Source organism: Trebonia sp. (genome assembly GCF_030042015.1).
Taxonomy (GTDB): domain Bacteria; phylum Actinomycetota; class Actinomycetes; order Streptosporangiales; family Streptosporangiaceae; genus Trebonia.
This window is the reverse complement of record NZ_JASIAL010000089.1, coordinates 1-13671: the sequence shown is the minus strand read 5'-3', so window position 1 is coordinate 13671 and position 13671 is coordinate 1. Positions and strand designations below refer to the sequence as shown.

The following is a 13671-nucleotide window of genomic DNA, read 5'->3' as shown; positions in this document are numbered from 1 at the left end:
CAGCGCGCGGTGCTGCGGCCGCTGCCGCGGCAGCTCGGCCCGCTCCAGCTCGGCGTCGTCTACCTCGCCGCGGCCGCGGACGCCAAGGTCGGCGGCGACCTGTACGACGTGACGGTGACGCCGCACGGCATCCGGCTGATCATGGGCGACGTGCGCGGCAAGGGCCTGGGCGCGGTCGAGGTCGCCGCCGACGTCCTCGGCATGTACCGCGAGGTAGCCCACGAGGTGCACACGCTCGCCGAACTCGCCCGCAGGCTCGACGCCGGGCTGGCCCGCCGCTGGGGGCAGCACGAGGAGTTCGTCACCGCCCTGCTCGCGGAGATCGATCCAGCCGGCGGCCGGCTGACGATCTACTCCTGCGGGCACCCGCCGCCCATCCTGATCTCGCCCGGCGGCGTCACCGTCCTTGAGGTGCCCGCGCCCGCGCCGCCGCTCGGGCTGCTCACCCTCGGGGACGGCTCAGGCGCGGGCCGCAGCCTCCCCTTCAGGCCGAACGACCAGCTCCTTCTCTACACCGACGGCGTCACGGAGGCGCGCGACCGCGAGCACGTGTTCTACCCGCTGGACGAGCGCCTCGCCGCCCTCGCGGCGGCCCCCGGCGCGACCAGGCCGGCCACGCCGGACGACGACGGCACGGCGGCCCTGCTTGAACTGCTGCGCGCCGACCTGCTGCGGCACGCGGGCGCGCCGCTTGAGGACGACGCGGCGCTGCTCCTGGTCCGCGCCCCGGCCGCCTGGCCCGGCGCCCCTGCCGCCGGCCCCCGCGCAACGATCACCGGAACGTAACCAGGCGGAAACGCGCCCGGGGAATGACGCTGGTAGCGTGGCCCGACCGCGGGCCGGTGAACTATCGGTGAGAAACGTTTAAGGTGATAGCCGTGGACAGGCAGGAAGAATTCGTGCTGCGCACGCTCGAGGAGCGGGACATCCGTTTCGTCCGGCTCTGGTTCACGGACGTGCTCGGCGCGCTCAAGTCGGTCGCGGTCGCCCCGGCCGAACTCGAAGGCGCGTTCGCCGACGGCATCGGCTTCGACGGCTCGGCGATCGAGGGCTTCGCCCGGGTGCACGAGTCGGACATGATCGCCCGGCCGGATCCGTCGACGTTCCAGCTGCTGCCGTGGCGCGGCGAGTACCCCGGGGTCGCGCGGATGTTCTGCGACATCCTCATGCCGGACGGCTCACCGAGCTACGCCGACCCGCGCTGGGTGCTCAAGCGCAACCTGAGCAAGGCAAGCGAGATGGGCTTCACGTTCTACACCCATCCCGAGATCGAGTTCTTCCTGCTGCGGGACAAGCCAGAGACCAGCGTGGTCCCGGTGCCGATCGACTCAGGCGGCTACTACGACCACACCCCGCACAGCATCGCCCACGACTTCCGGCGCACGTCGATCACGATGCTCGAGGCGATGGGCATCTCGGTGGAGTACAGCCATCACGAGGGCGCGCCCGGCCAGCAGGAGATCGACCTGCGCTACGCCGACGCGCTGACGACCGCCGACAACATCATGGCGTTCCGCCTGGTGATGAAGGAAGTCGCGATCGAGCAGGGCGTCTGGGCCACGTTCATGCCCAAGCCGTTCACCGAACACCCCGGCTCGGGCATGCACACCCACGTGTCCTTGTTCGAGGGCGACCAGAACGCGTTCTACGAGGCCGGCGCCGAATACCAGCTGTCGAAGACGGCGCGCGCGTTCATCGCGGGCCTGCTGCGGCACGCGCAGGAGATCACCGCGGTCTGCAACCAGTGGGTGAACTCCTACAAGCGGCTGTGGGGCGGCGCGGAGGCGACCGCCGGCGCGGGCGGCGAGGCCCCGGCCTACGTGTGCTGGGGGCACAACAACCGGTCCGCGCTCGTCCGGGTGCCCATGTACAAGCCGCAGAAGGGCAACTCGACCCGGGTTGAGTTCCGCTCGGTCGACGCCGCGTGCAACCCGTATCTCGCGTTCGCGGTGATCCTCGCCGCGGGCCTGAACGGCATCGAGCAGGACTACGAACTCCCCCCTGGCGCCGAAGACGACGTCTGGGCCCTGACCTCCGCCGAGCGCCGCGCCCTGGGCATCAAGCCGCTCCCGGCCGACCTGAACGAGGCGATCAAGGTCATGGAGAACAGCGAGCTGGTCGCGGAGACCCTCGGCGAGCACGTCTTCGACTTCTTCCTGCGCAACAAGCGGGACGAATGGTCCGAATACCGCCGCCAGGTCAGCCGCTATGAACTGGACCGCTACCTCCCCATGCTTTAAAGGTCACAATCATCATCCCGAACGGACGCGTGGCGCCTCGTGGCAGTCGACGGATTCGAACTGGCCTATGACCGTGTCGGCTCCGGTCCTGCCGTGGTGCTGCTGCACGGCTGGCCAGGCGACCGCACCGACTACAGGGAACTCGTCCCCCGGCTCGGCGGCTGCCAGGTGCTGGTGCCCGACCTGCGCGGTTTCGGCGAGTCGGACAAGCACGCCGCCGACCCAAGGAGCCAGTACGACGCGGTGGCGCAGGCGCGCAGCGTCGCCGCGCTGATCGGCGAACTCGGCCTGCGCCGGCCCGTCGTGGCGGGCTACGACATCGGCAGCCGGATCGCGCAGGCCCTGGCGCGCAAGCGGCCGGAGCTGGTCAAGGCACTGGTGATCACCCCGCCCGTGCCAGGCGTGGGCACGCGGGTTTTCGCCGCGGGGCCGCTGCGGGAGTTCTGGTACCAGTCGTTCCACCGCCTGCCCCTGGCCGGGGAGCTGATCGACGGCAAGCCAGAAGCGGTCCGGGCGTACCTGCGCCACTTCTGGGCGCACTGGTCAGGCCCCGGGTTCGAACTCGCGGAGGCGGACCTCGACCACCTGGTTTCCGTCTACGGTCCGGCCGGGGCGTTCACCGCGTCGATCAGCTGGTACCGCGCCGGCGGGGGCACAGCGGCCGCCGCCTTGTCAGAGACGGCGCCCGCTCCGGGCGACCGGCTCGCCGCGCCGACCACCGTGCTGTGGCCCGAGCACGATCCCCTGTTCCCCCGGGACTGGTCGGACCGGCTTGGCGAGTTCTTCAGCGACGTCCGGCTGCGCTTCGTCGACGGCGCCGGGCACTTCGCGCCGCTTGAATACCCGGACGTCATGGCGGCGGAGATACTCGCGGCGCTCTGATCGCATCAGGCCGGGCTGATCGTGATGCTGCCCAGGTCGGAGCTGACGGTGATCACGTGAGACGACGCCGCGCTCTTGGCCACGGTGACCGTGCTCGAGCCGACGTAGGTGTGCGCGCTGACCTTGTAGGACGCCGAGTCCGGCAGGGTCAAGGCGATGGGGCCGATGTTCGTCGCCGCGCTGACCGACATCGGCGCGGCCGAGAACGTGGCGTCGATGCCGCCGACGTCGGACCTCAGCCCGGCGGTTCGCGAGCTGAGGTTAACCGCGGTGATCAGCCCGGCGTAGGTCTGCGCGCTGACGGGGCCGGCCAGTGCGGTCAGCGTGACCGCGCCTGCCCGCGTGTCCACGGTCACCGCTACCGCGGCCGGCACCTGAACGTCGTAGGCCACCCCGCACACCAGCTGCGCTGGACACGAGTAGGAGAGCGTCAGCGTCGTGCCGACGAGCCGCCGGGACGTGGCGGGCGGCGTCTTGGTGTAGGACAACCGCTGCGATACGAGGACCGTGCCGCGATCGCCGCCGGTGACGGTGACGCTCGACGCGCCGCCGTTGACAACCACGGCGGTCACGCGCGCCGTGATCGTGAACGTCGTCGCGGGCGGCGAGTGCGAGCCCGCGCCGATCTGCCTGAGCGACCCGCAGCCGGCGGCCAGCAGGGCAGCAGCGCACGCGGCAGCCGCGAGCGCCGCCGTCGCGCGCCAACGTGTGGACACGTGGCGCATTCTGCCACCAAGCGGTCAGCCGCGGAATCGCCGCGACGTCCGGCATCGTGGGTGCTGCCCGGCCCGCCGCCGGGCTCCGGTACGGGCATCCGCTAGTCACAATGGCCCCCGACGGGCGACTTTGCACACTCTGTGACCATTTAGCGCCCGGAATGCCCGATTTGTACACGCATAAAGTGTCCAAAGTCATACTAGTGGGACTAATGGGGCGCTCAGGTACCGCGGGAGCGCTCGGCCGGCCGCGCCTCGCGCACGCGTGTTCCCGGCAGGTCGCCTTGCCGTTATACGCTCACAGCGTGAGCGGACCGCGCACCTCACTGACCGGCTGGCTGGCCCGGATGGGGTTCGCCGACGTCGCGAGGGCGCAGCGGCAGCTCGCCGACCTGGGCGTGACCGACGACGATCCGCTGCTCGCGGCGATCGCCGCCGCGGCCGACCCCGACCTCGCGCTCGACGGGCTGACCCGGATCGCCGAGCGCATCGCCACCCGCGCCGCCGGGCGGCCCCCGCCGCGCACCGCGCCCACCGCCCCTGGCTCGCCCGCCGCCGGCGCGCTCCTGAAGGCGCTGCGCGACGACTCCGCATTCCGCACGCGGCTGACCGCCGTCCTCGGGGTCAGCAAGGCGCTCGCCGACCACCTCGTCAGGCACCCGGACGACTGCATGGTGCTGCGCGGCCCCGGCGCGCGCCACCGTCCCGGCCCGGCCGAAATCCGCGCCGAACTGCTGCGCGCCGTCGGCGCTGACCCGGACGCGGACGAACCGGCCGCGACCCGCGCGGACGGGAAGACCGATCCCGCGCAGCACCTCGCCGCCGCCTACCGCCGCCGCGTCCTGCATCTGGCCGCCCGCGACCTGACCCGGGTCGCGTCCGTGGACGAGGCAGGGGAGGAACTCGCCGACATCGCCGCCGCGGTCCTTGAGTCGGCCCTGGCCATCAGCAGGGCCGAGCTGCCCGCGGACGCGGCGCCCTGCCGGCTCGCGGTGATCGCCATGGGCAAGTGCGGCGGCCGCGAGCTCAACTACGCCAGCGACGTCGATGTGATCTTCGTCGCCGAGCCGGCCGGGGCGGGCGGCGACGAGGCCGCCCTCAGGACGGCGAACCGGCTGGCCGGCGGCCTGATCCGGGCCTGCGAGCGCTCCACCCCCGAAGGCAGCATCTTCCCCGTCGACCCGAACCTGCGCCCAGAAGGCCGCGACGGCCCGCTGGTCCGCACGCTGGCCAGCCACCAGGCGTACTACGACCGCTGGGCGAAGACCTGGGAGTTCCAGGCGCTGCTCAAGGCCCGCCCGGTCGCCGGCGACATGGCGCTCGGCGAGAAGTACGCGGGCGTCGTCGCCCCGCTGGTCTGGGAGGCGTCGCAGCGGGACAACTTCGTCGAGGACGTGCAGGCGATGCGCCAGCGGGTCGTGTCCACGCTGCCGAAGAACATGGCGGGCCGCGAGCTCAAACTCGGCCCAGGCGGGCTGCGCGACATCGAGTTCGCCGTGCAGCTGCTGCAGCTCGTGCACGGCAGGACCGACGAGCGGCTGCGCGTCCCCGCCACGCTCCCCGCGCTCAAGGCCCTGGCCGCGGGCGGCTACGTCGGCCGCGCGGACGCCGAGGACCTGGCCACCGCGTACCGGTTCCTGCGGCAGGCCGAGCATCTGCTCCAGCTCTACCAGCTGCGGCGAACCCACACCCTCCCCGAGGACCCCGCCGTACTTCGCAGGCTGGGCCGGGCGATGTCCCTTTCCGATATCCCGAACGGTCCCGTGCTTTCTCCCGAAGAGGCATTCATCGACGCCTGGCGCAGGCACGCCCTCCAGGTGCGCCGCTTGCACGAGAAGCTGTTCTACCGCCCGCTGCTCGACGCGGTCGCCAGGCTGCCGTCCGACGCGGCCCGGCTCACCCCGGAGGCGGCCAGGGCCAGGCTCGAGGCGCTCGGCTACCGCGACCCGGCGGGCGCGCTGCGGCACATCGAGGCGCTGACCTCGGGGCTGCGCCGCCGCGCGGCGATCCAGCGGACGCTGCTGCCCGTGCTGCTCGGCTGGTTCGCCGACGCCGCCGAGCCGGATCAGGGCCTGCTCGCGTTCCGGCAGGTCAGTGAGGCGCTGGGGGAGACGCCCTGGTTCCTGCGGCTGCTGCGTGACGAGACCAAGGCGGCGGAGCGGATCGCCTGCGTGCTGGCGTCGAGCCGGTACGCGAGCGGGTTGCTGCTGCGGGCACCAGAAGCCGTGGCCATCTTCGCCGACGACGCGGAGCTTGTGCCCAGGGGAGCCGGCCCGCTTCGTTCGGAGATGATGGCGGCGGCCAAGCGGCACGAAGCCGATGCCGAGGCGGCGGCGGTCGCGGTGCGGTCCGTGCGCCGCCGCGAGCTGCTGCGGGTGGCGGCGGCGGACGTGCTCGGGCTCCCCGCCTGGTTTGGGCCGACAGGAAAGAACAGCCTGTCCGGGGTGGGGGAGGCGCTGACCGCGATCACGACGGCGACGCTGGACGCGGTGCTCGCCGCCGCGATCGCCAAGATCGAGATCGAGCTGCGCAGGCCGCTGCCGACCCGGTTCGCGGTGATCGCGATGGGCCGCTACGGCGGGCACGAGAGCGGCTACGGCAGCGACGCCGACGTGATCTTCGTGCACGACCCGCTGCCCGGCCTCGCCCTGTCGGCCGGCGATGGCGAAGGCGACCGGGCGGCCCACGACGCGGCGCAGGCGGTCGGGGCGGAGCTGCGCCGGCTGCTGCAGATCCCGGCCCCTGACCCGCCGCTGCTCGTGGACGCGGACCTGCGGCCGGAGGGGCGGCAGGGGCCGCTGGTGCGCAGCCTGGCGGCCTGCCGCGCCTACTACGAGCGGCGTGCCGCGCCGTGGGAGTTCCAGGCGCTGCTGCGCGCGGAGTTCGCCGTCGGCGACGCTGGGCTCGGCGCGGCGTTCATCGCGGTCGCCGACTCCTGCCGGTACCCGGCCGGCGGGATCGCCGACCAGGCCGTCAGGGAGATCAGGCGGATCAAGGCGCGGGTCGAGGCCGAACGGATCCCGCGCGGCGCCGACCGCGCGCTGCACCTCAAGCTCGGCCCCGGCGGGCTGTCCGACGTGGAGTGGACGGTGCAGCTGCTGCAGCTCCGGCACGCCTTCGCCGTCCCCGAGCTGCGCACCACGCGGACGCTGCAGGCGCTGCGCGCGGCGGCGGACGCTGGCCTGGTCACCGCGGCCGACGCGGCCGCCCTCGGCGCGTCCTGGGAGCTCGCCAGCCGGATCAGGAACGCGATCATGCTGGTCCGCGGCCGCCCAGGCGACTCGCTGCCCACCCGGCACGACGAGCTCACCGCGGTCGCCCGCCTGCTCGGCTACAAGGGCTTCGCGGCTCCCGCCGGCAACGGGGGCCCCGGGCCGGGCGGCGGCCCCGGCGCCCCTGGGTCCCCCGGCGCCCCTGGGTTCTCCGGCGCCCCCGGCGCCCCCGGCGGCCCTGGCGCCTCCGGCGCCCCAGCCGCCTGGGGTGACACCCCGGCCCAGGCCCTCGAACAGGACTACCGCCGCACCGCCCGCCACGCCCGCGCGGTCATGGACCGCCTCTTCTACGGCTAACCGCGGGACCGGGCAAACCACCCATACCGGGCGCGGTCCGCGGTCGCCGGCCAAGATAGGACCCGAACGGCAGCCGAAAATCCGCATAAAACGGACATTACACCTGCGCCCCGGGTCCTAAGTCTGCGGTGCCGTCCCACTATCTGAGACCGCCGCCTGACAGCCGTCCGGGCCTCAGCCAGCCTGCCACGCCCGAACTCTCACGGGCCGTACTTGAGGATGGACGATCCATTGCCGGCCGTGTCCGTGCCCGCCGCCCACAGCGACCGGGTGCCGGGAATCCAGCTCAGGTACACCACGCTAGGCTGCTTGCCGCGCTCCTTCGGCACGGCCGTCCTGGTCCACCGCCCGTCGCTGAAGTGGCAGAACCAGAGCGTGCTGCTCGAGCCGGAGATGACGTCGACGGTCAGCCAGATTCCGCCGTGGCCGTCCGAGACCGCGGGCGTGACCGCCATCCCGGGGTAGCGGAACGCGACCCGCGTCCACGCCGTGCCGTTCCAGTGCAGCAGGTACGTGTTCACGGAGCTGTCGCTGGCGGAGTTCGCCACGCCGTCATCAGCCGGGGCGGTGCATGATGGCTTCGCCGCGGCACCATCCGGCCGGGCGGAGCATGGTGGATAGAGCACGGCAACCTCCGCCCAGGCGTCGCGTGCGGCAACGGCCGTGATGCCCGCGATGGCAGCAGGAGTGCCCGCCGCGATGCCAAGGTCGGGCAGGGGCGTCTTCTGCCACACGTGCCCGTTCCAGTGCTCGATGGCAAAAGAAGAGGGCCCAAGCTGGCTATTGGCGGCGCCGGCCACCCAGATGTCGCTCGGGGACAGCGCGCTCGCGAAGGTCACCATGATCGGGAACGGCGCCTGTGTCCAGGTCTTGCCGTTGTAATGCGCGACGTAGGCGAACGCCGTGGAGGATTCTGGCGCGCCGAAGGCCCAGACGTCGGAGGCCGACGGCGCGACGGCCGACGCGATGTTCATGTCGAGCTCGACCGGGGCCGCCCACCCCTTGCCCGTCCAGTGCAGGGCGTCCGTGTAGTCGACCTCGTCTTTTCCGCGGTATGCGAAGACCCACGCGTTCGACGCGGAGGTCGCCACTACCGGCCCGGCGCCCTGACCGATCGGGCTGTCGATGAACGCCTTTGGCGGCGTCACCGCGCGCCAGGCTTTGCCGTCCCAGTGCCGCACGATCAGGGTGTCCGTGCTGCACTGCGCGTTGCCACACGAATCGCCGCTCAGCCAGGCGTCCGCCGCCCCGAGGGCCGTGACGCCGTCCACCGTCATGTTGGGCAGCACCTGGACGATCCGCCACCCAGGGGCGCCGGCCGCGGTGGCAGCGGCGGGCGTCATGGCCACGGCGGCGACCGCCGCGACCAGCACAGGGACCGTGAGCCGCAGAAAGCGTCTCATCATGGGAGCACCTGCCATTCGCGGGAATGGCCGGCAGGGAAGTCCGCCGGGCGGCTCAAGTATCCCGGACAAGCACCTCAGGCGCCGGGCGGTTCGCCAATCATGGCCGTGCCGATCTCGCGGAACCCGAGCCGGGCGTAGACGCGCGCCACCGTCGCGTCGGTCGCCGACAGGAACACGGTGCGCGCGCCACGGGCCAGGGCGTCCGCGGCCAGCGCGTGGGTGACCGCCGCGCCCAGGCCGCGGCGGCGGCTGGCGGGCAGCACGCCGACCCCGGTGATCTCCGCGACTTCGTCCACGAGCTGGTAGCTGCCGGCCGCGAGCGGACCGTTCGGACCGGACGCGGCGGCGAGAACCGACTGGCCCGACCGCAGCCGCTCTCGCAGCATCTCGATGGTCCCGCCGTCGTGGTCGGCGGCGATCTTGTCGCGCTCGACCACCCCGGCCTCGCCGATATCCGTCCCCGGATGCCCGAACGCGACCCCTGGCACCGCCCACACGAGGTCGAGTTGCGGGTCGCCCGGCGTGATCACCCGGATCGAGATCGTCGACGGCACCGCCGGCGGCGGCCCGAGCTCGGTGAGCACGAGCAGCGGGTGCGCGTGCACCTGCAGGCCGGCCGCGGCCGCCGCGTCCGCCATGCCCGGCGCGGTCTGCTCGATCCACTCGAACGACTCAGGGACCAGCAGTTCCCGCTGGCGGGCCCGAACAGAACGGACATCGCCGGCTGTCACCGGCAGCCGCTCATCCACCCGCGGCCGTGCGTAGTACGGCCAGCCCGGCCCTACCGGGACGAACAGCACGAGCGGGCCGATGACTTCGGCACGGGTCCGCTGCCTTGGCATGGCGTCGCAGAAGGCGTCTATCCGCTCAATGACCTCGTACTCGCTCACAGCAGTACTTACCTTACGGGTGCGAGCGCGGCCCGCCAATGCCCTTTACCGGTCACCTACTGGCCGGCCGTTTCCAGCGAGCCCGAGTCATCGCGCAGGCCGGGCATGGCGGCCTCGGCAGGGCCGTAGTGGTCGATCTCGGCGGGCGTCAGGCCGAGCAGCGTGGCCGCGTCGTGAAAGGGGCACCCCTCGCGCGCCAGCGCCTCGAGGGCCGCCCGGGTTGCCTGCCCGGCGGCGTGCGCGGCCTGCCTGGCGGCGTGCCGCGCCTGCAGCGCCCGCGCCACGGGCGCGGGCGCGTCCGGGATCACCTCGACCCGGATCGACTCCGGCGGGATGCCGAGGAACCGCGCTATCGACTGCCTGGTCACTATCTCGGCCTGGTCGAGGCTGCGCACCTGGGCGGTCAGCCCGTCCACTTGCGGAACCCGGATTGTCCACCAGCGCCCGGCGCGCTCGCAAAGAGCGCTGTAGGTCGTCGTCTCCATCAGCGCCCCCTTTAAGTGACCGGTCGTCGAGCTGCCACGTGGTTCCCCCCGCGCGGTGATTGAAACCGATACTACCGGCCAGTAGCTCTCGACGGCGACGCGGGCGTGCGGACCCGCCGCGCTGCTCACGAGTTGGTAGCGCGAATGTAACGTTTTCATCTCTTAAGTTCGCGGACGCGCGTACTGTAAGAGCCCCGGCCGACCCCCCGGCCGGGCTCCCCGCTCTCTGTCTGGCTTCACTCAGGGGAGCACTCCTGAAGTTGAGGAGGGCAGATGGCTGCTCACGGTAATTCCAGGAGGCTCGTTCCGCTGGCTGCCGTCGTGGTGTGCCTGGTCGTGGCAGCGGCCTACGGCGGGTATGTCATGGCCGGTAAGCGCACTCCGCAGGCAGTGAACTTGACCGCGGCAGCGAGCGGATCCGGTCACGGCACGACCGTCTACGCCTGCCTGGCGTCCGGGAAGCTCACCCGCGTGTCGGTGGCCGTGGCCCCCAAGTGCCCCGCCAAGTCGGTTCTGGTCCAGTGGGCGGCTCAGTCCGACCCGGCATCATCCGCCAGCCCGCGGCCGGCTTCGAAGCCGGCCGCCAAGCCGGCGGCCAGCAGCACACCGACCGCCGCGGCCGGCACACCCGCCGCCACGCCGCCGAGCGCATCGGGGGCGGCGTGCGTGAAGACCGCTGACAACGGCACGTGCGGTCCCTACGATTACGCGGGCATCACCGACAGCAGCAGCGGCGACGACACGTTCGTGATCCAGGACGAGTGGAACCCGATCCAGGGCGCCTCCCAGACGCTCACCGCGTTCAGCCCGGGCGACTGGAGCGTCTCGGCCGACATGCCGGCCGCCAACACCGCGGTGGTCTCCTACCCCGACACCCAGGTGATCTACACGACGACCAGCGACACCCCCAACAGCCTTTCGCACTTCTCGTCGATTACCAGCAGCTTCACCGAGTCGATGCCCTCGGGCGGGGACAACGAGGCCGCGTACGACATCTGGACGGGAGATGCTGCCACCGGGAACTATGCCGAGGAGATCATGATCTGGGTGGACGACCATCGCACCACCACTCCCCTCGGGACCGATCTTGGCACCGCCACCTTCGACGGCCAGACCTTCCAGATCTGGGATTCAGTCGCGAAGGGCGCCAAGGGGACGATTTCGTTCCTCCTGGAAGGCAACGAGACGTCAGGGACCGTGGACGTCCTGTCGATGCTCAACTACCTGGCCCGCAACGGATACATCCCGGGTGATTCCGGGCTGAACCAGATCGATTTCGGCTGGGAGATCTGCTCCACAGGAGGCGTCCCTGAGACGTTCACGATGAGCCGGTACACAATCGAGTCGTCCTGTGCGTCCGGGTCGTCGTGCGCGGGATAGGCGCGGTGACCGACGTCGCCCGCTGCTAGCTCGGCAGGACCAACCCGCCTGGACCTGCCAGGTGCCTGTTCGGCGCGGCGGCCCGCTCGGCGAAATCAGGCAGCTCGATGACGTCAAGCCCAGCCTGCCCGAGCAGCTCCACCCCCCGGCAGTCCGCGACGAACAGGCTTGGTTCGCGCCAGCCGATGACGACCCGCCGCAGACCTGAGGCGATGATCAGCTGGGTGCAGGTGCGCGGCCGGGACTTGCGCGCGGAACATGGCTCAAGCGTGCTGTAGATGGTCGCGCCGGCCAGCCGCGGATCGCCGCCGGCGAGCTTGCCGAGCGCCGACTCCTCCGCGTGCACGTGCGGGTCGGTCTCGCGGGAGAAACCGCGGGATAGTTCGGTGCCGTCCGCGGCGACGATGACCGCGCCGACGGAGTACGCGGCGTCCGACGGCGGGCACTGCCAGGCCAGCTCGACAGCCAGGTTCATCCAGCGTTCGTCGTCCTGGCTGGTCATCGACGCCTCCGGCTTCGTACTGCCGCAATTGTCCCACGCCAGGGCCGCGCACCCGATCTACTCCACGGTCAGCGGACCGGACTCTGACCGACCGCGACGCGGCCGGTCGCGGCCGCGCACGAGACGCCGGGCAGCATCGGGTAGCTCGTCCCCGCCGGCCATGATGGCGGCGGCGGGGCCCGGCGGCTCGTGGCTGGCTGATGAGCCCGAACACCTACAGCCGCATCTGGCCCGACCGCGACGAGTCGACCAGGGCCGCCGTCGACGCCGTGCTCACCGCCCGCCGGACGGAACAGCGGCGGAACAGCGCCACGGCGGAACCCTGAAACAGCAGGTCAGGACAACCTAAACCGTCAGCAGTCGAAGTACAGCTCGAACTCGTGCGGGGTCGGGCGCAGCCGCACCGCGTCGATCTCGTTCGAGCGCTTGTAGTCGATCCAGGTCTCGATGAGGTCGTCGGTGAACACGCCGCCCTCGCTGAGGTACGAGCTGTCGGCCTCCAGGTTGGCCAGGACGGTCTCCAGCGAGCCCGGCACCTGCGGGATCGCGGCGGCCTCGTCCGGCGGCAGTTCGTACAGGTCCTTGTCCACCGGCTCCGGCGGCTCGATCTTGTTCTTGATGCCGTCCAGGCCCGCCATCAGCATCGCGGCGAACGCGAGGTACGGGTTGCAGGACGGGTCGGGCACGCGGAACTCGATCCGCTTGGCCTTCGGGTTCGTGCCGGTGATCGGGATGCGGCAGCAGGCGGACCGGTTGCGCTGGCTGTACACCAGGTTGACCGGGGCCTCGAAGCCGGGCACCAGGCGGTGGTAGGAGTTCACGGTCGGGTTGGTGAACGCCAGCATTGAGGGGGCGTGCTTCAGCAGCCCGCCCACGTACCACCGGCCGATGTCCGAGAGGCCGCCGTAGCCGACCTCGTCGAAAAACAGCGGCGCGCCGTCCTTCCACAGCGACTGGTGGCAGTGCATGCCGTTGCCGTTGTCGCCGAACAGCGGCTTCGGCATGAACGTCACCGTCTTGCCCGCGGCCCGGGCGGTGGACTTGACGACGTACTTGTACAGCATCAGCTTGTCCGCCATCGAAAGCAGCGGGCTGAACTTGATGTCGATCTCGGCCTGCCCGGCGGTGCCCACCTCGTGGTGCTGCATCTCGACCTCGATGCCGGACGCGATGAGGTTCCTGACCATCTCCGACCGCAGGTCGGTGAGGTGGTCCATCGGCGGGATCGGGAAGTAGCCGCCCTTGTACCTGGGCTTGTAAGCGAGGTTGGCGCCGGCCTCGTCCCGTCCGGTGTTCCAGGCGCCCTCGACCGAATCGATGTGGTAGTACCCCTCGTTCGGGCCGGTGGCGAAGCGAGCCGAGTCGAAGATGTAGAACTCCGCCTCCGGGCCGAAGTACGAGGTGTCCGCGATCCCCGTGCCGATCAGGTAGTCCTGCGCCTTGCGCGCGATGTTCCGCGGGTCGCGGGTGTACGGGGCACCCGTCAGCGGGTCGTGCACGAAGAACGTGAGGTTCAGCGTCTTGTGCTGCCGGAACGGGTCGAGCACCGCAGTGGCGGGGTCCGGCAGCAGGAGCATGTCCGACTCGTGGATCTGCTGGAA

The 13671-nt window shown here is 71.4% G+C and carries 12 protein-coding genes; 6 read left to right on the top strand and 6 right to left on the bottom strand.

Annotated features, from left to right (window positions below; translation table 11 throughout):
• From Q1N79_RS04385 to Q1N79_RS04375, 3 genes are all read left to right on the top strand, one after another.
• The coding region (locus Q1N79_RS04385) for a PP2C family protein-serine/threonine phosphatase (protein WP_300604739.1) at positions 1 to 786 on the top strand (786 nt) is incomplete at its 5' end.
• 92 nt (positions 787 to 878) lie between these two features.
• Positions 879 to 2240 carry a type I glutamate--ammonia ligase gene (gene glnA / locus Q1N79_RS04380; RefSeq protein ID WP_300604736.1) on the top strand — a complete coding sequence of 454 codons (1362 nt, stop codon included), beginning with the start codon at positions 879 to 881 and terminating at the stop codon, positions 2238 to 2240.
• Between the two features lie 39 nt (positions 2241 to 2279).
• On the top strand, positions 2280 to 3122 hold the full coding sequence (locus Q1N79_RS04375) for an alpha/beta hydrolase (RefSeq protein WP_300604734.1): 843 nt from the start codon (positions 2280 to 2282) through the stop codon (positions 3120 to 3122).
• A 5-nt stretch (positions 3123 to 3127) separates the two neighbouring features.
• Here the strand turns inward: Q1N79_RS04375 and Q1N79_RS04370 are convergent, their stop codons facing one another.
• Positions 3128 to 3838, bottom strand: coding sequence for a hypothetical protein (locus tag Q1N79_RS04370; protein ID WP_300604731.1), 711 nt, complete (start codon positions 3836 to 3838; stop codon positions 3128 to 3130).
• A gap of 305 nt (positions 3839 to 4143) precedes the next feature.
• Between Q1N79_RS04370 and Q1N79_RS04365 the strand changes: the two genes are divergently transcribed.
• Positions 4144 to 7407, top strand: a complete 3264-nt coding sequence (locus tag Q1N79_RS04365; RefSeq protein WP_300604728.1) for a bifunctional [glutamine synthetase] adenylyltransferase/[glutamine synthetase]-adenylyl-L-tyrosine phosphorylase — start codon at positions 4144 to 4146, stop codon at positions 7405 to 7407.
• Positions 7408 to 7607: 200 nt separating this feature from the next.
• On the opposite strand, the gene Q1N79_RS04360 is transcribed toward Q1N79_RS04365, so the two are convergent.
• The 3 genes from Q1N79_RS04360 to Q1N79_RS04350 form a co-directional block, all read right to left on the bottom strand.
• Positions 7608 to 8810 carry a hypothetical protein gene (locus Q1N79_RS04360; protein ID WP_300604725.1) on the bottom strand — a complete coding sequence of 401 codons (1203 nt, stop codon included), beginning with the start codon at positions 8808 to 8810 and terminating at the stop codon, positions 7608 to 7610.
• A gap of 77 nt (positions 8811 to 8887) precedes the next feature.
• The gene (locus Q1N79_RS04355; RefSeq protein WP_300604722.1) at positions 8888 to 9703 is read right to left on the bottom strand and encodes a GNAT family N-acetyltransferase; all 816 of its coding nucleotides are present in this window, start codon (positions 9701 to 9703) and stop codon (positions 8888 to 8890) included.
• A 56-nt stretch (positions 9704 to 9759) separates the two neighbouring features.
• On the bottom strand, positions 9760 to 10188 hold the full coding sequence (locus tag Q1N79_RS04350) for a type II toxin-antitoxin system HicB family antitoxin (protein WP_300604719.1): 429 nt from the start codon (positions 10186 to 10188) through the stop codon (positions 9760 to 9762).
• Between the two features lie 273 nt (positions 10189 to 10461).
• Between Q1N79_RS04350 and Q1N79_RS04345 the strand changes: the two genes are divergently transcribed.
• On the top strand, positions 10462 to 11568 hold the full coding sequence (locus tag Q1N79_RS04345) for a hypothetical protein (RefSeq protein ID WP_300604716.1): 1107 nt from the start codon (positions 10462 to 10464) through the stop codon (positions 11566 to 11568).
• Positions 11569 to 11593: 25 nt separating this feature from the next.
• Here Q1N79_RS04345 and Q1N79_RS04340 read toward each other — a convergent pair whose 3' ends face one another.
• Positions 11594 to 12070: a deaminase gene (locus Q1N79_RS04340; protein WP_300604714.1), complete on the bottom strand. Its 477-nt coding sequence runs from the start codon at positions 12068 to 12070 to the stop codon at positions 11594 to 11596.
• A gap of 200 nt (positions 12071 to 12270) precedes the next feature.
• Here Q1N79_RS04340 and Q1N79_RS04335 point away from each other — a divergent pair, with 200 nt between their 5' ends.
• Complete coding sequence (locus Q1N79_RS04335) at positions 12271 to 12396, top strand: hypothetical protein (protein ID WP_300604711.1); 126 nt, start codon at positions 12271 to 12273, stop codon at positions 12394 to 12396.
• Positions 12397 to 12423: 27 nt separating this feature from the next.
• On the opposite strand, the gene glnA (Q1N79_RS04330) is transcribed toward Q1N79_RS04335, so the two are convergent.
• Positions 12424 to 13671: type I glutamate--ammonia ligase (gene glnA / locus Q1N79_RS04330; RefSeq protein ID WP_300604708.1), on the bottom strand; the 1248-nt coding region annotated here is incomplete at its 5' end.